The 20,105-nt window shown below is 68.6% G+C and carries 19 protein-coding genes and 4 tRNA genes; 4 read left to right on the top strand and 19 right to left on the bottom strand.

Features of this window, described 5'->3' with window-relative positions; all coding sequences use genetic code 11:
- Nucleotides 1-329 precede the first annotated feature (329 nt).
- The 5 genes from K3U94_RS04180 to K3U94_RS04160 form a co-directional block, all read right to left on the bottom strand.
- The gene (locus K3U94_RS04180) at nucleotides 330-1,235 is read right to left on the bottom strand and encodes a hypothetical protein (RefSeq protein WP_220695676.1); all 906 of its coding nucleotides are present in this window, start codon (nucleotides 1,233-1,235) and stop codon (nucleotides 330-332) included.
- Between the two features lie 306 nt (nucleotides 1,236-1,541).
- Nucleotides 1,542-1,850: a hypothetical protein gene (locus K3U94_RS04175; RefSeq protein WP_220695675.1), complete on the bottom strand. Its 309-nt coding sequence runs from the start codon at nucleotides 1,848-1,850 to the stop codon at nucleotides 1,542-1,544.
- A gap of 187 nt (nucleotides 1,851-2,037) precedes the next feature.
- Nucleotides 2,038-2,114 (bottom strand) — tRNA-Phe (locus tag K3U94_RS04170).
- Between the two features lie 29 nt (nucleotides 2,115-2,143).
- Nucleotides 2,144-2,217 (bottom strand) — tRNA-Asp (locus K3U94_RS04165).
- Nucleotides 2,218-2,259: 42 nt separating this feature from the next.
- A tRNA-Glu gene (locus K3U94_RS04160) sits at nucleotides 2,260-2,332 on the bottom strand.
- A gap of 134 nt (nucleotides 2,333-2,466) precedes the next feature.
- Between K3U94_RS04160 and K3U94_RS04155 the strand changes: the two genes are divergently transcribed.
- Both K3U94_RS04155 and gjpA read left to right on the top strand, forming a co-directional pair.
- Nucleotides 2,467-2,542, top strand: a tRNA-Lys gene (locus K3U94_RS04155).
- 252 nt (nucleotides 2,543-2,794) lie between these two features.
- Nucleotides 2,795-3,781, top strand: coding sequence for an outer membrane porin GjpA (gene gjpA / locus K3U94_RS04150; RefSeq protein ID WP_220695674.1), 987 nt, complete (start codon nucleotides 2,795-2,797; stop codon nucleotides 3,779-3,781).
- A gap of 17 nt (nucleotides 3,782-3,798) precedes the next feature.
- Here gjpA and K3U94_RS04145 read toward each other — a convergent pair whose 3' ends face one another.
- The 4 genes from K3U94_RS04145 to K3U94_RS04130 are packed head-to-tail and all read right to left on the bottom strand — an operon-like array spanning nucleotide 3,799 to nucleotide 8,187.
- Nucleotides 3,799-4,704, bottom strand: a complete 906-nt coding sequence (locus K3U94_RS04145; protein WP_220695673.1) for a class I SAM-dependent methyltransferase — start codon at nucleotides 4,702-4,704, stop codon at nucleotides 3,799-3,801.
- Nucleotides 4,705-4,742: 38 nt separating this feature from the next.
- Nucleotides 4,743-6,074 (bottom strand): amidohydrolase family protein, encoded by a 1,332-nt coding sequence (locus K3U94_RS04140; protein WP_220695672.1) that lies wholly within the window; start codon nucleotides 6,072-6,074, stop codon nucleotides 4,743-4,745.
- Nucleotides 6,068-7,246 carry a CoA transferase gene (locus K3U94_RS04135; protein ID WP_230987396.1) on the bottom strand — a complete coding sequence of 393 codons (1,179 nt, stop codon included), beginning with the start codon at nucleotides 7,244-7,246 and terminating at the stop codon, nucleotides 6,068-6,070. Before K3U94_RS04135 ends, K3U94_RS04140 begins: the two co-directional genes overlap by 7 nt.
- Complete coding sequence (locus K3U94_RS04130; RefSeq protein ID WP_220695671.1) at nucleotides 7,243-8,187, bottom strand: enoyl-CoA hydratase/isomerase family protein; 945 nt, start codon at nucleotides 8,185-8,187, stop codon at nucleotides 7,243-7,245. The genes K3U94_RS04135 and K3U94_RS04130 overlap by 4 nt, the downstream gene beginning before the upstream one ends.
- Before the next feature lie 105 nt (nucleotides 8,188-8,292).
- Here K3U94_RS04130 and K3U94_RS04125 point away from each other — a divergent pair, with 105 nt between their 5' ends.
- Entirely contained in the window at nucleotides 8,293-9,804 is a 1,512-nt protein-coding gene (locus K3U94_RS04125) for a class I adenylate-forming enzyme family protein (RefSeq protein WP_220695670.1), read from the top strand.
- Nucleotides 9,801-10,103 (top strand): hypothetical protein, encoded by a 303-nt coding sequence (locus tag K3U94_RS04120; RefSeq protein ID WP_220695669.1) that lies wholly within the window; start codon nucleotides 9,801-9,803, stop codon nucleotides 10,101-10,103. Before K3U94_RS04125 ends, K3U94_RS04120 begins: the two co-directional genes overlap by 4 nt.
- 5 nt (nucleotides 10,104-10,108) lie before the next feature.
- Here K3U94_RS04120 and K3U94_RS04115 read toward each other — a convergent pair whose 3' ends face one another.
- The 10 genes from K3U94_RS04115 to K3U94_RS04070 all read right to left on the bottom strand — a co-directional run bounded on the left by K3U94_RS04115 (nucleotide 10,109) and on the right by K3U94_RS04070 (nucleotide 20,099).
- Nucleotides 10,109-10,765 carry a fatty-acid--CoA ligase gene (locus tag K3U94_RS04115; RefSeq protein WP_220695668.1) on the bottom strand — a complete coding sequence of 219 codons (657 nt, stop codon included), beginning with the start codon at nucleotides 10,763-10,765 and terminating at the stop codon, nucleotides 10,109-10,111.
- Between the two features lie 28 nt (nucleotides 10,766-10,793).
- Entirely contained in the window at nucleotides 10,794-11,309 is a 516-nt protein-coding gene (locus K3U94_RS04110) for a hypothetical protein (RefSeq protein WP_220696662.1), read from the bottom strand.
- Between the two features lie 20 nt (nucleotides 11,310-11,329).
- Nucleotides 11,330-11,944 (bottom strand): TetR/AcrR family transcriptional regulator, encoded by a 615-nt coding sequence (locus K3U94_RS04105; protein ID WP_047317565.1) that lies wholly within the window; start codon nucleotides 11,942-11,944, stop codon nucleotides 11,330-11,332.
- Between the two features lie 94 nt (nucleotides 11,945-12,038).
- Complete coding sequence (locus K3U94_RS04100; RefSeq protein WP_220695667.1) at nucleotides 12,039-13,187, bottom strand: acyl-CoA dehydrogenase family protein; 1,149 nt, start codon at nucleotides 13,185-13,187, stop codon at nucleotides 12,039-12,041.
- A 12-nt stretch (nucleotides 13,188-13,199) separates the two neighbouring features.
- Nucleotides 13,200-14,345 carry a thiolase family protein gene (locus K3U94_RS04095; RefSeq protein ID WP_220695666.1) on the bottom strand — a complete coding sequence of 382 codons (1,146 nt, stop codon included), beginning with the start codon at nucleotides 14,343-14,345 and terminating at the stop codon, nucleotides 13,200-13,202.
- 4 nt (nucleotides 14,346-14,349) lie between these two features.
- On the bottom strand, nucleotides 14,350-15,156 hold the full coding sequence (locus K3U94_RS04090) for an enoyl-CoA hydratase/isomerase family protein (protein WP_220695665.1): 807 nt from the start codon (nucleotides 15,154-15,156) through the stop codon (nucleotides 14,350-14,352).
- Nucleotides 15,156-16,379: a CaiB/BaiF CoA transferase family protein gene (locus tag K3U94_RS04085; RefSeq protein ID WP_220695664.1), complete on the bottom strand. Its 1,224-nt coding sequence runs from the start codon at nucleotides 16,377-16,379 to the stop codon at nucleotides 15,156-15,158. Before K3U94_RS04085 ends, K3U94_RS04090 begins: the two co-directional genes overlap by 1 nt.
- A complete protein-coding gene (locus K3U94_RS04080) occupies nucleotides 16,379-17,137 on the bottom strand; it encodes an SDR family NAD(P)-dependent oxidoreductase (RefSeq protein ID WP_220695663.1) in 759 nt (252 codons plus the stop codon). Before K3U94_RS04080 ends, K3U94_RS04085 begins: the two co-directional genes overlap by 1 nt.
- A complete protein-coding gene (locus K3U94_RS04075) occupies nucleotides 17,137-18,327 on the bottom strand; it encodes an acyl-CoA dehydrogenase family protein (protein WP_230987395.1) in 1,191 nt (396 codons plus the stop codon). The genes K3U94_RS04080 and K3U94_RS04075 overlap by 1 nt, the downstream gene beginning before the upstream one ends.
- Nucleotides 18,328-18,389: 62 nt before the next feature.
- Nucleotides 18,390-20,099 carry a thiamine pyrophosphate-binding protein gene (locus K3U94_RS04070; protein ID WP_220695662.1) on the bottom strand — a complete coding sequence of 570 codons (1,710 nt, stop codon included), beginning with the start codon at nucleotides 20,097-20,099 and terminating at the stop codon, nucleotides 18,390-18,392.
- Between the last annotated feature and the right edge of the window lie 6 nt (nucleotides 20,100-20,105).

Genomic DNA, 20,105 nt, shown 5'->3' with positions numbered 1-20,105 from the left:
GTCAAGGTGGCGGACAAGGCGCTCCAGCAGGAGAGTGACGCACTGACCACTGAACCGTCCCAGGTATTCATGTCCTACTCGCACGACGACGAAGAACATGGCGAGCCGCACTCGGTGTAGCGGGAGAAGTCAACCTCGGAGTCCCCGGACTCCTCGCTGCGGATCGAAGGCCGCGTGCAGTGGCCGTCCACCGAACCCACGTGATCGGTGCGAGGGCAGTCGCAGAACTCGACGGAGACGGCCTCGGACATGTCCGGAACGTAGGCCGAGCGGGTGACACGTGGCGACCCGTTTGTCATCATCCACCCGTGCGGCGGCCGCCGCAGTTGTCAGGCCTCGCGCGGGATGGCCTTCGCCAACTCGCCGGACAGTCGCCACCGGGCATGGTGGCCGTCTTCAACCGAACCGCCGGTGCTGAGAGTGACGTGGGCGGCGACGCAGAGGTCATCGGCAGGATTCCACTGCACTCCCGCCCTACCGAACGATGACAACAGTCGCCTCCCCCCGAGGGCGGCCCAGCGTCGGTCGAGAAGCTGGTCTCGCAGGGTCTCCCTCGATCCCAGCCCTGCCTCGTCGAGCCGCTGGGCTTCGGCGACTCCATCGGAGACCGCATGGCCGTGATAGGCGCTGATGACGCCGTCCAGTGTCGGCTTGACGATGTAGGCCAACGAGTTCGCGGGCTTGGTCTCTCTGGTGTCCGTTACGTGGAGCTTGAGGAGGAATCGCGTTGGCGCGGTAGCCGACTCGGCTGGTGGCTTCGCGAAGTCCCGGATCGCCTTCCACACCGGCGCAGGCTTGTCGTCGACGGAGTCCACGGGGACACCGGTAAACGCGGCCAGCTGCTTTCCCGGTCTCCAGAAGTCGAACGCGTCGTCGCGTGCCTCGCGGTAGCGCTGGTAGTGCAGGATTGCGCCTTCGGTCAGTCCGCTGCCTGATGGCGGTGGTGGCATCCCGTAGCCGCGTTCGAAGGTCACCGAGCGCGTCATCAGTGGTCGGAGCGCGCCGTTGCCCACGTTGTAGAGCAGGACGTTCTCGGTGTCGACGAACGTGCCGTCATCGGCTGCGCGGTACACCGCATGCAGGCGCCCACCTGATCTGGGAGCTAAGTCGCGCAGCGCTCGGCGCAGGTCATTTCGCATTTCGAGCACCCAGTCGCGCGGTTCATACGGCAAGCGGACCGTCGACCACAGCTCGACGACGTCAGATGCGGCTCGCAATACGTAAGGGGCCGGCATCTCGACACAATATGAGGCTGGCAGGACGACACACGGGTCAACCCGCGCGACCGCGGGTCATCAATCTCGAACTCAGTCGTGTAGCGCGACTCTGGCCGTGGTCTCCTCCCTGCGGGGAAACAGGACGTCAACCGTGCCTCCGATAAGGGCGATTCCGCTGGCGCCAGCGTTTTCCTGACGCTCGGGCACGTGCTGAAAGGGGTTGGTGCCAGCACCAACGACGCCTTGGTTGATGCCGCTGGAGTGCTGAACTCGATCACGACCGCGCAGCCGGATAGCCGGACAGCCGCAGAGTAACTCGCGGAGCTACACGCCGTGTCCGGCGATGTCCATCTGCTCAACCGTCGCGGCGTCGTACCCGCGCGAACGCAAGTACTGCTCGGCCGCAGCAACCGCGGCGCTGGCCTCAGATTGAGTGCTGACGCCGTCCGCGTTGGCGATCCCGTACGCGACGGCGCAGTCCTGTTGGACATCCGCGAGGAACTTGTGCTCGTTGACATAGCCGCTCGTCGCCGCGGCGTTGGCGCACGAGTACTCGTTCGCAGAAGCCGTGCCCGCGTTCACGATCGGCAGCGCCGGGAACATCGCAGTCGCGAAAAGCAGTCGTGCCCTCATAGTCCGCTGAGAGTACCGGCGCGCCGCCTCGGGGTCGGGCCGATTCCAGCTGCGGAGTGACCCGGCCGTGGGTCAACGGGGGCGCCGCCGAGACGATTAATCTGGAATGGGTCATTCTGGGTCACCGGGACCTTCTCGCCGTGCGCCTCAAAGACGAGAAAAACCACCTGCTACCAGGTGGTCCTAGTGGTGGCCAGGGCCGGGATCGAACCGGCGACCTTCCGCTTTTCAGGCGGACGCTCGTACCAACTGAGCTACCTGGCCGGAAGGCACATGTGCCTCGCCGCGTAAAGCGACCCTGACGGGACTTGAACCCGCGACCTCCGCCGTGACAGGGCGGCGCGCTAACCAACTGCGCCACAGGGCCTTGCTTGTACTGCTCACCCCCGACGTTTCCGCCGTTTGCGAGTACCCCCAACGGGATTCGAACCCGTGCTACCGCCGTGAAAGGGCGGCGTCCTAGGCCACTAGACGATGGGGGCCAGAACCGAATCTCTCCGAGGCACTCACAACGTTTCACGCTGGGAGCTTCGCTAGCTTAGGGCACGGTGGCCCCAATCCTCAAACCGGTCCGAAGCGGAGCACAATCGGGCGGGCAGTATTCTGATGCGGCACGGCCCCTATAGCTCAGTTGGTAGAGCTACGGACTTTTAATCCGCAGGTCGCAGGTTCGAGCCCTGCTGGGGGCACCAGAGCGGCCGTGAGGCCGAACCGGTTATCCATCACGTACGCGCTGCCCGACGAGCCGGGCGCCGGCGAGCGCGTGATGCGAATCACTCCCATCGCGGACCACCACGTCGCCTCGTCGGCAATCACCCGCCGCCGCCGCGGCAGAAAATCGGCAGCGGGACCAGCGAAATCATCTTTCTCTAGGCTCCCTCCCAGCTAAGATTCACTAATTCGTGACATCCATCACAGGATGTTGCATCCGGTTAGGGGGAGCCATGGAACTCACCACTCGTCCGCTCATCGCCGCCGGAATCGCGGCGATCGGAGCCGGTCTGATCACCACCGCCCCGCCGGCCCCGACGCTGCCGGGCAGCCAGTCGCCCGCCGTGCAGCTCGTCGCCGACACCGACTTCTTCACGCTGTGGGCCGACGTCCTGGACCGCGCGTTCACCAATATCACCGCACTCGGCACCGAATGGGTGACGCCGCCGCTGCCGATCGTGCAGCAGGTGGTGGCGAACCAGGTCGGCTTCCTGCAGGACTTCCTGAACAACCCGGGCGACATCTTCAACATCGTCGGCCAGATGTGGTCCAACCTGGTCGCCGGCGTCACCGCCCCGTTCGAAGCCGACACCAACCTTCTCGACCCCGCCCACCGGCTCGTGTTCGCGACCCTTTCGAGCCTTCTCTCTCCGGACGACAAGCTAGCGGCATGGCTGGTGGACTTCTCCGCATGGCCGGTGAGCGGTTTGCTCGCCGGCACGCTGGGGGCCCTCGTCAGCCCGTGGCTGGAGTTGCGCGACAGCATCAGCTCGATGATCGGCGCGATCGGCGACCGTGACTGGTCGGGAGCATGGAACGACCTGATCGACATTCCGGCCCACATGATCGACGGCGGGCTCAACGGGTATGGCACTGTCGACCTCACGGACCTGCTCGTTCCGTTGCTGCCCGACTTGCCGGTCGGCACGATCCGGTCGGTGAGCATCGACCTGGGCGGGCTGCTCAGTCCCGGCGGGCCACTGTTCGGCAACATCGGTGCGGACGTATGCACGACGTTGCCGATAGTGGGTTGCGTCTCGGTCCCGCCGTTCCCGATCACCGGACTCGGCTCGGGGCCGTTGGGCTCGCTGATCGAGATATCCCACACCATCGCGCAGGCACTGGGCTGGGACGGTACAGGCAACCCGATCGACGCGCTGCTCAACGACGTGACGGATGCGAGCGGCTCCGCCGATGCCTGGGCTGTCTTGGGCCTCTGAGCCCTTGCGCCGGGCGATTACTCCGGCAGAACCGCACTCAAGTAGGTCATGTCGTCGAACGCCACCGCCAGCTCGTCGTCCCCGTACTCCAGGCCGCACTGGGCGTAGAGGTCTCGGACCCGGCTGCCCGTCACCGTCCAGCCGGCACCGGTCAGGTACTCGACGATGTGATTGCGTTCGCCGTGGTAGATCAGGTCCCCGATCTCCACTTCCAAGCCCAGCGCCGACATCTTCTCCCGGTGCTCACGCCACGCCGGGCTGGCAAACACCGAGGTGTCGCCGATGAACTCACAGGCCAGTCGGCTGCCCGGTGCGCTCAAAGACTTGATGGTGTCGAACAGGGCATCCTGAGCGTCGGGCTGCAGGTAGACCAGTAGACCCTCGGCGCTCCACACGGTGGGGGCCTGCGGGTCGAACCCGGCGGCACGTAGCGCGGCCGGCCAGTCGTCGCGCAGGTCGATGGCGACGGTGCGGCGCTCGGCGGTGGGTTCGGCGCCCAGGTCGGCCAGGGTCGTGGTCTTGAAGTCGATCACCTCTGGCAGGTCGACCTCATAGACCACGGTGCCGGCCGGCCAGTCCAGTCGGTAGGCGCGGGAGTCCAGTCCGGCGGCGAGGATCACCGCCTGACGGATGCCGCTGCGCGTCGCCGACAGAAAGTGCTCGTCGAAGAATCGGGTCCGCACGCCCATCCCGTGTCCCATCCGGACCGGGTCGAACTCGGCGCTTTCGGGAAACACCACCTCGCCGTCCACCAGCCGGGTGAAGAAGTCGATGCCCACCGCCCGCACCAGCGGTGCCGCCCACGGGTCGTTGATCAGTTGGTCCGGTCCCGAGGTGGCCAGGGCGCGCTGCGCCGCCACCATGGTCGCGGTCGCCCCCACACTGGTAGCCAAGTCCCAGCTGTCACTGTCCGTACGCGTCATCCCGATACCTCTCCGATTCCTCAAACTATCTAGCCAGGCTACCGAATATCGTGCACCACGACACCGGCGACAATCGTCGCCTCGACCAAGCCGGCGTTGAGGGCAACCGGATCACCGCCCAGCACGCACAGGTCACCGGGTTCACCCACGGCGATTCGGCGCGGTGTGGCGGGCTGATCGGCCCGGCCGGCGAAACCCTGCAGGGCGGCGCGGGCCGAGATCCGCTCCCCCGTCCCCAACACGGCGCCGCTCGGTGTAACCCGGTGGACAGCGGCGCGCATGGCCCCCCAGGGGTCGCCGTCACCGAAGGGCGTGTCGGTGGAGAGCGCCAGCGGAATTCCGTTGCGCTGCAACGACGCGACCCGCCACAGCTCGTGGTGACGCTCGGGTTCGATTTCGGCCAGGTAGTCGTCGCCGCGTTCGGCGACGAAGTTGGGCTGGGTGACGACGGTGATCCCGAGCGCGGCGAGGTCGGCCAGCCGGTCGTCAGGCACGACGGCCGCGTGTTCGATGCGATCCTCGGCATGTGTACCGGCGGCCTGCCACGCGGCGATCGCGACGGTCAGCTGGGCGTCGGTGACGCAGTGCAGCGCCACACCGTGGCCCCGAGCGTGGTTGTCGGACAACGTCTTTGTCAGCGCATCCAGGTTCAGGCGGTCGTCGTCGAGGATGATCTTGGTCGGGCCGAGGGTGATCCCCGGCGCCGCGCCGGTCCCGGCAGGCGCCAGGCAGTGCAGCCGCTGCAGCAGCTCGCCGGCGCTGCGAGCCGCGGCGAACACGGCGATGTCGGCGTCGCGGTGTCCCGGGGTGGCGTCGGTGATCCCGGTGACGCCGTAGGCCGCCAGCGCCCTGCTCAACCGGGCCAACGAGGGTTCGCGGTGCGGGAGCCGGGGTGCGGGATCGGCGTGAGCGCGCAGCAGCCGCCCATCGGGGTGCTCGGTCACCCCGGCGCGGGCCAGGCCGGCGGAGTTCAGCACCCATAGGGCGCCGCTGCGGTGCGCCACCCGTACCGGTAGCTGCGGTGAGATGCTGTCCAGGAGTGCGGCATTGAGTTCTCCGGCGACCGACTCGTGGTAGCCGTAGCCGCGCACCCAGCCGTCGGAATCGGCTGGAGCGGCCCGTAGTGCGGCGGCCAGTTCGTCGAGGGTGCGCACCTGCGGCGGCCCTAGGCACACCGATTCCAGCGCCGCTGCGGCCGAGCGAAGGTGCACGTGGTGGTCGTGTAGCCCGGGAATCACCGTGGCGTGGCGCGCGTCGAAGACGTCTTCGCCGCGCTGCGCGGTCAACGCCGGTGCGACCCGTTCGATGGTGTCGTCGAGCCGGATATCGACCCTCGACCCGTCCAGCAGCACCGCTCGCTGGATCAGCACCGCGCCCCCGCCCGCGCGAGGAGTTCGCCGATCCGGCCGTTGTCGGCTCCCAGCGCCGGCCCGGCAGCCTCGATCCACGGTGACTGTGGCGGCAGCACGGGAACCTCGCCGACCGGAACACACTTGGGCAGGGCGGCGTAGCCGGCGGCGACCGCGGCCAGCGAAAAGGTGATCACCTCGCCGCCGCCGCGGGCCAACGAATCAGCCACGGCCGCAGCGGCTTCGATGCCGGTCAGCGGGTCGGCGATGGCGTCGGCGCAGAACACCGGACCAGCATTGCCGTCACAACCCACCAGTCCCCCGGCGACCGCGGCGTCGTCACCCAATCCGGCGTAGCCGCTCACTGCGCCGTGCGCGGTGATCTGCACCCACACTCGCCCGGGCCGGCCGGCCACGTCGAATGGGCCCAGGCCACGACGGGCCAGCGCCGCCGGACGCGAGCCTTCCAACACCACGTCGGCGGCGGCCAGCAGTTGGGCCAGGACCGCGGCATCGCGGTCGAACCGCAGTGCGCAGGAAAGCTTTCCGCCGTTCATCCAGTCGAAGAACGCGGTGGATCCGGCGCGGGTGCCGTCCGGGCGCGACGGACTCTCCACCTTTATCACCGTCGCTCCGGCCCGTGCGAGCAGGCGCCCGCACAGCGGTCCGGCCCACAGTGAGGTCAAGTCGACCACGAGGGCGCCCCGCAGGCCGCAGCCTGGGCCCGTCGGACCGACTCGGCGAACCACCGGCGCCGCGGGGGCGGTCTCGCCCAACGCGGCGGCGGGCAGATCCAGCAGCCGCGCCCGCTCGACGACCGCGGTGACCGGGCGCTCGGCCGCCCATCCGGCGATCGCCGCCCACGGCTCGCGGCATTCGGATTCGATCAGGGCGGGCACCGCCTCGAGGTCGTCGGCACGGGAGAGCGTGAGCGCCCACCACCCGTCCGCGGCGGCCAGCAGTCGTGAGGCTCCCCCGGCCGAGATCCGCCCGGCACGCGTCCAGCCCAGCAGCGCGGCCCGACCGGCCAGCAGCTCCCCGGCGTCGGCCTCGACACCGGTCGCGGCGGTGAAGCGGCCCAGCGCCTGCGTGGCGCGCTCAAGCACGGCCGCACGGGAGAAGTCACCCTGACCGTCAGGCGCTCCGGTCAGCCAGGCCAGCCCCGACGCACCCCAGGCTTCCTCGGAGGTCACGACGCGATCCCGTCGACCAGGCCCCAGCTCAGCGCGGTCGCCACGTCGATGGTGCGGCCGGACAAGATCAGATAGGCGGTGCGCCACCGACCGATGCGGCGAGTCACGCTGACCGTGCCGCCGGCGCCCGGAATCAGCCCCAGGCGCAACTCCGGTAGGCCCAGCACCGCGTCGGGGTGCGCCTGCACCCAGCCGCAGAAGGCGGCCATCTCCAGACCGCTGCCCAGAACCTGGCCGTGGATCTCGGCGCGGCAGCGCGCGCCCAGCCGAGCGGTCAGCTCGTCCAGCGCCAGCGCCGGGCTGTGCCGGGTGCGCGCCAGGTGGGCGCTGGGCACATCGGTGAACCCGCCGAACTCGGCGAGGTCGCCGCCGCTGCAGAACGACGGCCCGACGCCGCTGAGCACCACCTCGTCGATCGCGGGGTCGGCGGCGGCGACGGCCAGCCCGTCGAGCAGGACGGCGCGCGTCGCGTTGTCGAAGGCGTTGTGGCGTTGCGGCCGGTTGAATCGCAGCCGCAAGGTGTCGCCGTCGCGGTCGAGCAGCATGGGGTCGGCGGTGTCGGGCACGGTGGCCGGGCCGCGCGCCGCCAGCCAGTCGGCGAACTCCGGGCCGGCCTGCAGCACCGAGTAGGCCAGCGATTCGGTGATCAGGCCAGACAGGGCGGGTGCCGCCGGGTCCACCGCGCGCAGTACGTCGTCGCAGATCGCCGCGGCTTGCGGCCAGCGCGCGCAGCGGTCGGCGATCTCGGCAAGCGCCTCGGGCACCGAGGCGACTCTGATCACCCGCCGATCCGCCGTCTCGGTCTCCGAGAGGGTGCAGGTGGCGTGCTGCAGCCAGTGTTCGGCGTGCGCGGTGTCGAATCGGGAGCCCGTAGCGATGACGATCCCGACGCCGGGAACAGCGTCGGGTGAGGCGGCGTCGAGCTCGACCGTGCGGATCATCTCGCACGTCAGCGTACCGAGCCTCGTTGTGGCTGGATCTCGCGTGATTTCGAAACTGCCGAAAAATGATAATGTCGTTCTCATGGCGGTAACGAGGGCCGAACGGTGAGCATTTCGCTGCTGCTGGAGATGGCGGTGTCGGCCGAGCCGGACCGGATTGCCGTCGTCTCCGAGACCGCCCGCTACACCACCGCAGAGCTCAACGCCCTCGCCGACGCGGGTGCGGGAGTCATCGAGGAGACCGGTGCCGGCAGCGTGGCCTACGTCGGGATGGGCGGCGACATGCTGCCGCTGCTGCTGTTCTCCGCGGCGCGCTCCGGGCGTCCCTTTGCGCCGCTGAACTACCGGCTCAGCGGCCAGGCGCTGCGGGAGCTGATCGAGCGACTGCCACAGCCGCTGGTGGTGGTCGACAAGGAATACCGCGACATCATCGGCGATGTCGGTGTCGCGGTGATGGATTCAGCCACCTTTTGCGCCCGCGCCGAGACCGCCACGCCTACGGTGCAGTGGCCCGACCCGGACGACGTGGCGGTGGTGCTGTTCACCTCGGGGACTACCTCGAAGCCCAAAGCCGTTGAGCTGACGCACAACAACCTGACCAGCTACGTGACCGGCACGGTGGAGTTCGGCTCCGCGGACGCGCGCGACGCCGCGCTGATCTGCGTTCCGCCGTACCACATCGCCGGCGTCGGCGCGGCGCTGAGCAACCTCTACGCCGGCCGCAAAGCGGTCTATCTGCGCCGGTTCAGCGCGTCGGAGTGGATCCGGCTGGTCAACACCGAGGCGGTGACCACCGCGACCGTGGTCCCGACCATGTTGGAGCGCATCGTCTCCGAGCTGGAAGCCCGCCCCACCCCCTTGGCCACCCTGCGCAACCTCGCCTATGGCGGCTCCAAGGTGGCCCTGCCGCTGGTGCGCCGGGCACTGGATTTGCTGCCCGAAGTGGGCTTCGTCAACGCCTACGGCCTGACCGAGACCAGTTCGACGGTCGCGGTGCTGACCCCCGAAGACCACCGGACTGCCTACGGGTCCACCGAGGAAGCCGTCCGCAAGCGGTTGGGATCGGTCGGCCGCGCGGTGCCCGGGATCGAGGTCGTCATCCGCGACGACGAGGGCCGGGTGCTCGAGCCCGGACAGCCCGGCGAGCTGTACGTGCGCGGCGAACAGGTTTCGGGCAAATACACCGGTATCGGATCGGTGCTCGACGCCGAGGGCTGGTTCCCCACCCGCGACCTGGCCGTGCTCGACGAGGACGGCTATCTGTTCATCGTCGGGCGCTCCGACGACACCATCATCCGGGGCGGGGAGAACATCGCGCCCGCCGAGATCGAGGACGTACTGGTCGAGCATCCCGAGGTACGCGACGTCGCGGTGGTCGGTGCGCCCGACCCGGAGTGGGGACAGATCATCGTCGCGTGCGTGGTGCCGGCGCCGGGTACGTCACCGGATCCCGATGCACTGCGCGAGTATGTTCGACAGCAGCTGCGAGGATCCCGCACCCCGGACCGGATCGTCTTCCGGTCGGAGTTGCCGACCACGCCGACCGGCAAGGTGTTGCGCCGGGAACTCGTCGCTGAAATCGAAGCACTGCACGCCAATGCCGAAGGGGCGCAATGATCAAGTCCGGTACCCGCCTGAAGAGTCAGGTCTGCGACACCCAGGTCATAGTCGTCAAGACCGCCGACAGCCTCGATGACCTGCGCGCCGGCGGCGCCGCGATGGTGCCGCTGGATGACACCACTTCCGGTGGCGCAGCCCTGGATCCGGACTTCTCCGGCGGTGCGGTGATGGGCAAGCGCTACGTCGACGAGGCCGGCGCCGAGGTGCTGGTGACCAAAGCCGGCGCCGGAACCTTGAGCATCGGTACCGTGCCGCTGACCATCAAGGAAGCCAAGCCGCTGCCGGCCAGCGACTAAAGCGCTCAGCTCGCCGGCTCGTCGGCCGGTTCCGCTTCGTCGCCGACGCGCATCAGGTGCGCCAGGCGGCCGACGAACACCGGCGGATAGATCCCGACGCCGGCTCGGGTGATCCACTCGGAGGCGAACTCCGGTTCGTTGATCCATTGGCCGGCACCGAGCTCGTCGTCTGCTTCCTGCAGCATGAAGATCTCGCGCGGGTTGTCGAAGGCCTGGAATATCAAGATCTTTCGGATACCGGCCGCGGTGAAGTGCTTCTCGGTGGCATGAACATGCGAGATCAGTGCCTTGGTGTCGCCGACTTCGGCCACCGCCGCGACTACTACGCCCGGCGGTTCGGCGAGGCTCGCCGGATCGGTGAGATCGATGCGCTCCACCAATGACCCGGCGAACACCGCCGGGATGTCGCTGACGCCGACGGCGTCGAACCAGGCCATGAAGGCCTCATCACGCAGCAGGTCGACTACCGGCTGCGCGGCGTGGAGCGCCATCACCGCCAGCACCCGGCCTGGATCCACCGCCGAGGTGTAGACGAGCACGTGATGGGCGCCCAAGTGGGCGAGGTTGTCGCGGTGTCGCTGCATCAGCGGCCAGACCTTGGCCGGATCGGGCACCCGATAGTCCGTCACCAGCACCAGGGAGCGTGCCAGTGGGTCAGGCATCATGTCGGTCGCGCGCCGCCCGCGCCCCTCAACTGGCTGGGCTCAGGTCCGCCGCGACCGACGTACACGCTGCCGGCCCGCAGCGGAACGTCTCGATGTGGGCGTCCCAGGCCGCCGAAGCCGCCGGGTCGATCCCGGCCGCGCGCAGCGCCTGCGCCTTGAAGGCGCGAGCCGCCGCGCTGAGCCGGTGCTGGCGGGCGTCGACGTCGCTGTCCAACTCGGCCGGCACATCTCCCCACAGCGTCACCTCGGTGCTGCTGTGCTCCAGGGCGTCGATCACGCCCTGCCGCACCCGCGCGTGTCCGTCGAACATCTCGGCGCACACCGCGATGGTCTGCGGGTGGGGCCAGTGCTCCCACTGGGTGAGCACCGACGCCAGGTCCAGCACCTTGGCCCCGAGAATCTGCAGCGGGCGGGTGTCCTCGGCGTCGTCGATCAACACAGTGACGTCCCAGCCCGCCGTCGCGCGGTCATACAGCCAGCCGCCGGCAGCCATGACGACGTCGACGACGCTGCGGCCGACGATGTCGAAGCGGTAGCGCATGTCCGGGTCGCCCGCCCCGGTCACAGCTGGGCGCCCTTTTCCTGCGGAGCGAAATCGCGGGCCAGCGTTTCCGCGTACCCCGTGAACACCTCGGTCAGGGGTATTGATGGATCCAGCAGCCATGACATCTCCATTCCGTTGATAAAGGCGATAATCTCCGCGGCCTTGGCGGTCGCGTTGAGGTCTGTGCGGTAGCGGCCGTCGTCCATGCCGCGCTGGATCAGCTCGGCGACGATCTCCAGCGCGCTGCGGTAGCGGTGCAGCATCCGGTCGTGCAGCGGCGCCTCCGGCAGGACGTTTTCGGCGAGCAGCACGGTGAAGGTGCCGACCAGTTCGGGCGCTCGGGTGAATCGCTCGGCCACCCGCTGGATCTCCTCGATCAGGTCTCCGGTTCGGTCGGCGTGCGAATCGTCGTCGGCGTCGCGGGCGTCGAGCACCGCGTGCAGCAGCTGTTCTTTGGACGCGAAGTGGTGCAACAGGCCGGCCGCGCTGACGCCGGCGTTGCGGGCGATCTGCGCCAGCGAGGTGTTGCGCCAGCCGTTGCGCGCCAGCAGGTGTTCAGCCGCCAACAGAATCCGCTGCCTGCGGTCCTCGCCTTTGGCGAGAAGTGTGGCGTACGGCCGGGGTGACGTCACCGGTCTCCTTCGATCAACCAACCAAGTGAACACACAGTAGGTTGGTTAGGGCGGTTGTGACAAGGGTCTCATCGAAGAAATTTTGGCTAGGAGTTCACAACCCCAGCGACTTGGCGACGATCATCTTCATCACCTCGCTGGTCCCGGCATAGATCCGGGCCACCCGCGCATCGGTGTACAGCCGGGCGATCGGGTACTCCATCATGTAGCCGTAGCCGCCGAACAGCTGCAGACAGCGGTCGATGACCCGGGCCTGCATCTCGGTGCAGAACAGTTTGGTGCGCGCGGCGTCGGCGCCCGACAGGACACCCTCGACGTGGTCGGCGACCGCCCGGTCGAGCATGCACTGGGCAGCCTCGATCTCGGTGGAGACCGCGGCCAGTTCGAACTTGGTGTTCTGGAACGACGCGACCGGGGAGCCGAATACGTTGCGGTTCTGGACGTAGTCGATGGTCGCGGCCAGCGCGGAGCGGGCCTGCGCGACCGACCCGACCGCCACGGTGAGGCGCTCCTGGGCGAGGTTGTGGCCCAGGTAGCCGAAGGCCTCGCCCTCGGCCCCCAGCCGGTTGGCCGCCGGAACCCGCACGTCGGTGAAGGACAGCTCGGCGGTGTCTTGGACCTTGCAGCCCATCTTGTCCAGTTCGCGGCCCCGCTCGAAGCCCGGCATGCCGTCCTCGACCACCAGCAGGGTCAGGCCTGCGCGACGGTTGTCGGGATCGGTGGAGGTCCGGGCCACCACGATCACCAGGTCGGCCTGGATGCCGCCGGTGATGAAGGTCTTGGCCCCGTTGAGGATGTAGTCCTCGCCGTCTCGCACGGCGGTGGTGCGCATTCCGGCCAGGTCCGATCCGGTGCCCGGCTCGGTCATCGCGATCGCGGTGAGCAGCTTGCCGGCCGCCATCCCGGGGAACCAGCGGGCCCGCTGTTCGTCGTTCGTGTAGTGCAGGAAGTAGGGCAGGATCACCTCGAGTTGGGTGCGCACCGTGGACAGCGTGACCAGGGCACGCGCCGCTTCCTCTTGCAGCACCACGTTGTAGCGGTAGTCGTCGATGCCCCCGCCGCCGTACTCCTCAGGGATGGCCACGCCGAGCATCCCCAGCGAGCCCAGGTGTTCGAACACCTCGCGGGGCATCCGGCCGGCCTTCTCCCAGTTGGGGTATTCCGGCACGACGTGCTTTTCGACGAAGTCGCGGGCCAGCGCCCGGAACGCCTCGTGGTCTTGGGTGAACAGATCGCGCCGCATGAATGTCTCTCCCTAACCGACCAGCTCGACGATGGTGGCGTTGGCGGTGCCACCGCCTTCACACATGGTCTGCAGGCCATAGCGAATCCCGTTGTCGCGCATGTGATGAATCATCCGGGTCATCAGCACCGCGCCGGATGCGCCGAGCGGGTGGCCGAGTGCGATCGCCCCGCCCACCGGGTTGAGACGCGTGGCGTCGGCGCCGGTCTCGGCCAGCCATGCCATGGGCACCGGGGCGAAGGCCTCGTTGACCTCGAATACGCCGATGTCGTCGATGCCCAGTCCCGCCCGCTTGAGCACCTTCGCGGTCGCCGGGATGGGACCGGTGAGCATCAGTACCGGGTCGGCTCCGGTCACCGCGCCGGCGGTGTAGCGCACCAGCGGGGTCAGCCCGCGCCGGGCGGCCTCCGCTTCGCTCATCACCAAAAGCGCTGCGGCGCCGTCGGAGATCTGCGACGAGTTGCCGGCGTGGATCAATCCGTCGTCGCGGAAGGCGGGCTTGAGTCCCGCCAGCTTCTCGGCGGTGGTGCCGCGGCGGATGCCCTCATCGGCGTCCACCACGCCGCCGTCGGTCGCGACCGGGACGATCTGGTCGCGGAACGCACCGGTGTCCTGCGCGGCGGCGGCCAACTCGTGTGAGCGCGCCGAATATTCATCGACCTGGGCGCGGTCAAAGCCCCACTTCTCGCAGATCATCTCGGCGCCGATGCCCTGGTTGAACTGAAATCCGTCATAGCGGGCAAGCGCTTTCGGGCCGAAGGGTTCCCCGGTGGCGCGGGCGGCACCGAGCGGGACCCTGCTCATCACCTCCACACCGCCGGCGACCACGATGTCCTGCTGGCCCGACATCACGGCCTGCACGGCGAAGTCCAGCGCCTGCTGGCTGGAGCCGCAGGCCCGGTTGACCGTGGTCGCCGGGACGTGTTCGGGCCATCCGGCGGCCAGTACCGCGTACCGGCCGATGTTGGAGGACTGGTCGCCCACCTGCGACACGCAGCCCCACACCACGTCGTCGACGATGCCCGGGTCGGTTCCGGTGCGCTCCATCAGTTCGTTGAGCACGATCGCGGACAGGTCCGCGGCATGGGTGCCGGCCAGCCCGCCGTTGCGCTTTCCGACGGGGGTGCGTACCGCTCCGACGATCACCGTGGGTCGCATCTGACTACTCCGATCTCGTTGATTTCGGCGGCCACCCGCCGGTGAAGCGCGGCGGACGTTTCTCGGCGAACGCGGCATAGGCTTCCGCGGCATCGGTGCCCGCGAAGTTCACGATCTGGGCCCGCGCCTCATTGGCCAGGGCCTCGGGCAGGGTGGCGTCGGCGCCCTGATTGAGCAGAGCCTTGGTCTGGGCCAGCGCCCGCGGCGGGCCGGCGGCCAGTCGGTCGGCGAGATCGTCGACGAATGCGTCGATCTCGCCGGCACCCACCACCCAGGTCACCAGGTTCAACGCCTGCGCCTCGTCGGCGTCGATGGTCTCGGCAAGCAATGCGAGCCGCTTGGCCTGTTGCAGGCCGACGATCTTGGGCAGCAACCAGGAGCCGCCCAGATCGATCGAGAGGCCGCGCTTCGAGAAGATCTGGCAGAACGTCGATTCCGGTGTCGCCACCACCAGGTCGCAGCCCAGGGCCAGGTTCCAGCCCGCCCCGACCGCTACGCCGGTCACTTTCGCGATCGTGGGGATCGTGAGCTCGTACAGGGCCAGTGCGACGTCGGAGAGCCGGCGCAGCTTCTCCACCGGGTGGACGTCGTCGGGGGTGCCGATGTCGGCGCCCGAGCAGAACGCGCCACCGGCGCCGGTGATCACCAGGGCACGCAGGTCGGGGTCGTCGGCGGCGTCGCGCAGGGCATCCCGCAGCTGACGCCACAGCTCCGGGTTGATCGCGTTCTTGCGGGCGGGCCGGTTCAGGGTCAGCGTCCGCACGCCGTCGCGGTCGGCGCGCAGCAGTACGGGCGCAGTGTCGGAAGCCATCAGCGCCCAGCCTGCCCTATCGCACCGTGGGCGCGTAGAGCGGCGATCTCCTCGCCGGTCAGACCCAGCTCGTCCAGCACGGCGTCGGTGTGTTCGCCCAGTCCCGGCACCGCCCCCATCGGCGGGCGGTAGCCGGCGATCACCGGCGGCGGCAGCAGCGACGGGATCGGGCCGGCCGGGGTGTCGATGCTTTGCCAGCGGTCGCGTTCGGCCAGTTGCGGGTGCGCCAGCACGTCGCTGGGCGCGTTGTAGCGGGCGTTGCCGATCCCGGCGGCGTCGGCAGCGTTCTGGATGTGCGCCAACGTGTTCGCAGCGCACCACGCGGCGATCGCCTCGTCCAGGACTGCGCGGTTTGCGACCCGGTCGGCGTTGCCGGCAAAGCGCGGGTCATCGGCGAGGTCGTTGCGGCCCAGCAGTTCCCGGGCCAGGCGCTGCCATTCTCGGTCGTTGGTGGTGCCCAGGACCACGGTGTGCCCGTCGGCGGTCGGGTACGCGCCGTAGGGCGCCACGGCCGGTGAGCTCATGCCCAGTGGCTGCTGGTCGATCCCGGAGTGCCGCGCGTAGGTCAGGTGGTAGCCCATCATCTCGGCCATGGTGTCGAACAGGCTCACGCTGACCGACGGCGCCGGCGAATCCGGTTGGGCGACTGCTTCTTTGCGGCCGACCAGCAGGGCCATGATCGACAGCGCCGCGTACAGGCCGGTGGTGACGTCGGCGACCGGCGGGCCCGGTTTGGCCGGGGCGCCCGGGTTGCCGGTCACCGAGCAGACTCCGGACTCGGCCTGCACCAGCAGGTCGTAGGCCCGCTTGTGCGACAGCGGTCCGCCGGTGCCGTAGCCGTCGATCTCGACGGCGATCACGTTGGGGTGCCGCTGCGCCATCTGCTCGGGCGACAGGCCCAGCCGTGCGGTGGCGCCCGGCGCGAGGTTGGACACCAGCACGTCGGCGCGGTCCAACAGCCGGTGCAGGACATCGCGTCCCGCTTCGCTTTTCAGGTCCAGGGTCAAAGACTCTTTGCCCCGGTTGACCCAGACGAAGTGCGCCGCCTGGCCGTTGACGACGTCGTCGTAGTAGCGGGCGAAATCGCCGCCGTCGGGGTTTTCCACCTTGATGACCCGCGCGCCGAAGTCGGCCAGGGCGCGGGTGCACATCGGCGCCGACACCGCCTGTTCCAGCGCCACCACGGTGATGCCGGCGAGCGGTGCATTTGACGGCTCCGGCATCACATCACCATGCCGCCGTCGACCGGCAGTACCTGCCCGGTGACGTAGGAGGCGGCATCAGAAGCCATGAAGACGAATGCGCCGGCGATCTCGCTGGGTTCGGCCCAGCGCTTCATCGGGATGCGGTTCATCATGTTGGCCGCAAACTTCTCATTGGTGCGGATGGTTTCGGTCATCGGGGTCGCCGCCAGCGGCGCCAGCGCGTTGACGCAGATCCTCCTGGTGGCCAGTTCCCGGGCCAGCGACTTGGTGAAGCCGATCAGCGCCGCCTTGGCGGCCGAGTAGTTGACCTGTCCGAGGGTGCCGGTCAGGCCCGCCGCCGACGTCACGTTGACGATGCGACCGGTGCCGTCGGTGGGAATGTAGGGCAGCACCGCCTGGGTGCAGTTGAAGGCGCCGACGGTGTGCACGTCGAGCAGCAGTCGCATCGACTCGGCGGTGAGTTTGTCGAACATCGCCGGGCGGGTCACCCCGGCGTTGTTGATCAGGATGTGGATCTTTCCGTCGGCCAGTGCAGCGGCCTTGGTGGCGGCCGCGTCGGCCGAGTCGCGGTTCGTGACGTCGAGCGCCGTGGAGTCGGCCCGGCCACCCGATGCCGAAATCTGTTCGGCCACCGCGGCTGCCGCGTCCCCGTCGACGTCGGTGACCAGCACCGCGGCCCCGGCCTGCGCCAGTGCGGCCGCGACCGCCGAGCCGATGCCGCCGGCCGCCCCGGTGACCACCGCGCTTCGGCCGGTCAGGTCGAAGTAGCCGGCCATCAGTAGCTCCTCGGCAGGCCGAGCACGTGCGAACCGAGGAAGTTCAGGATCATCTCCTGGCTGACCGGGGCGATCTTCATCAGACGGGACTCCCGGAAGAACCGGGAGATGTTGTATTCCTCCGAGTAGCCCATCCCGCCGTGGGTCTGCAAAGCGCGGTCCGCCGCGGCGAAACCGGCATCGGCACAGAGATATTTGGCCATGTTCGCCTCACGGCCGCAGGACTTGCCGTTGTCGTAGAGCCAGGTGGCCTTGCGCAGGATCAATTCGGCGGCGTCCAGGCGGGCCAGTGAGTCGGCGAGCGGGAACTGGATGCCCTGGTTCATGCCGATCGGCCGGTCGAACACCACGCGCTCGTTGGCGTACTTGACCGCACGGTCGAGCGCGACCCGGCCGATGCCCAGGGCCTCGGCGGCGATCAGCATGCGCTCCGGGTTGAGCCCGTGCAGGATGTAGGAAAAGCCCTTGCCCTCTTCGCCGATCCGGTGTGCGGCCGGGATGCGCAGGTCGTCGATGAACACCTCGTTGGACGACACCGCGTTGCGGCCCATCTTGGTGATGGGCCGGATGTCGACGTGGTTGCGGTCGATGTCGGTGAGGAACAGCGTGAGACCGTCGGTGGGTTTGCCCCCGCGCTTTTCCACGTCGTCGCGGGACTCGGTGCGGGTCAGCAACAGGATCTTCTCGGACTCAAGGGCTTTGGAGATCCACACCTTGCGGCCGTTGACCACATAGTCGCTGCCGTCACGGCGGGCGAACGTGGTGATACGCGACGTGTCGAGGCCCGCGGTCGGTTCGGTGACGCCGAAGCACACGTGCAGGTCGCCGTGGGCGATGCGGGGCAGGGTCTCGGCCTTCATCTCATCCGAGCCGAAGACCACGACCGGCTGCATGCCGAAGATCGACAGGTGGATCGCGCTGGCGGCGTTCATCCCGCCGCCCGAACGCGCCACTTCCTCGGCCAGGATGGTGGCCTCGGTGATGCCCAACCCGTGGCCGCCGTACTCCTCGGGGATGGTCATGCCGAGCCAGCCGCCGCCTGCGATGGCGTCGTAGAACTCCCGCGGGAACTCGTGCGCCTGGTCCTTGGTCATCCAGTAGTGGTCGTCGAACTTCGCCGCGAGTTCGGCGACCGACTGCCGGATCAGCTGCTGATCCTCGGTCAGTTCGAAGCTCATTCCGCCGGACATGGTTTCCTCCAGCCCATCAGCGCGTGCACGTTGTTAGCCGGAAACGAGAATAACATTCTCGTTTACTGGGTTCCTTCGGCGTACCAGGTACGGAACTCGGCGTAGTTGGGCATCTCTTCGGAGTTCGCCTTGGGGTCGATACAGACGTGGATCACCGCGGTCCCGCCGGCGGCGAACGCACGCTCGATGGCCGGCCCGATCTGCGTTTCGTCGTCGACGAACTCCCCGCGAGCACCCATTCCCTGCGCGATCGTGTCGAACCGGACGTTCTTGCCCCAGTGCACGCCGGGCTGCGGCGAGGGCTGCTCGAAGGTGCGCTTGTAGACGCCGACTTCCAGGCCCCATTGGTGGTCCACGCCCACGACGCAGACCAGCGGCAGACCCAGCCGGGCCGCAGTCTCCAGCTCGGCGATGTGGAACAGGAACGCCGAGTCGCTGGTCAGCAGCATCACCGGCCGCTTGCCGCCCTCGGCGACCGAGGCGCCCACGGCATAGGGCAACCCGGTGCCCAGGTGACCGAAGTTCTGGTTCCACATCACGTCATGCGGCTTGGCCTGCGAATAGGTCCATTGGAAGATCACCGTGGCGCCGCCGTCGCGGACCATGATGCCGTCTGCGGGGAAAGCCCGAGTCGCTTCGACCACGAAGCGCGCCGGGTGCACGGGGGAACGGCCGGCCGGTGCGGTCTCGGCCAGTTCGGCGAGCTGGTCGGCGTCCTGTTTGATCCACCGGTCCAGATCGGCAGACGGGGTGCGGGGACGAGCGCGGCTCAATTCTTCGACGAGCTGCGGAACGATGCCCCGCAGATCACCCACCAGCGCCACGTCCACCGGCCGGTTCACCCCGATCGCCAGCGGGTCCTGCTCGACGTAGATCCACTTGCGCTCGCCGTTCCTGTCGGCCCAGTGCCGGGTGGTGCCGTAGTGCACCGGCTCCCCCAGCTCGGTGCCCAGCGCCACGCAGACATCCGACCCGGCGACGGCCTCGACGGCTGCGGTCGAGAAGCCGTAGGGAAAGGTGCGTTCTTCCAAGCCCGGGATGAACGCCGTGCCGCCGGACGTCTGGATCACCGGGCAGGCCATCAGCTCCGCCAGCTCGGCGACCGCGGCCGCACTGCGCGAGGTGTGCACGCCGTGGCCCACCAGCAGGATCGGGCTGGACGCGTTACGGATGATCTCGGCGGCCTGCGCGACCTCGGGCGCTCCGGCCCGCTGGTTCACCAGCCGGTAGCGGTGCGGCTCGGGTGGATCGGCGACGTCAAGCTCTTCGAGGATGACGTGCGACGGATATTCGATATAGGCCGGTCCGGGGGTGCCGGACATGGCCCGGCGGATGGCCTCGTGCACGATCTCGTCAGTCTGGTCGGCGTATTCGATCGAGGCGCTGTACTTCACCGACGGCGTGAAAAGCTCTTCCTGGCGGACGAATTGGATGCGACCACGCCGCACCCGGCGCTCGGTGATGCGAGCACGCTGGCCGCCGAGGAACACCACCGGGGAGTTCTCCACCCGCGCGCACATCATGGCGCCGGCGATGTTGGCCACCCCCGGCCCCAGGGTGCCGATGCACAGGCCAGGACGGCCGGTCATCCGCGAGGCCGCCTCGGCCATGAACCCGGCACTCTCCTCGTGGTGCGGCGCCACCACGGACCAGCCGCGTTGTTCGGCCTCGACGAACATGTGCACGAAGTTGGGGTCGGGAATACCGAACAGCGTGTTGACACCTTCGGCCTCGAACAGTTCCAGGATCCGGCGATAGACGGGCACACCCACTTCTCG

It is taken from the genome of Mycolicibacter heraklionensis, from assembly GCF_019645815.1.
In the GTDB taxonomy this organism is placed as follows: domain Bacteria; phylum Actinomycetota; class Actinomycetes; order Mycobacteriales; family Mycobacteriaceae; genus Mycobacterium; species Mycobacterium heraklionense.
Note: the sequence above shows the minus strand (reverse complement) of the source record. Positions and strands in the feature narration are given on the sequence as shown.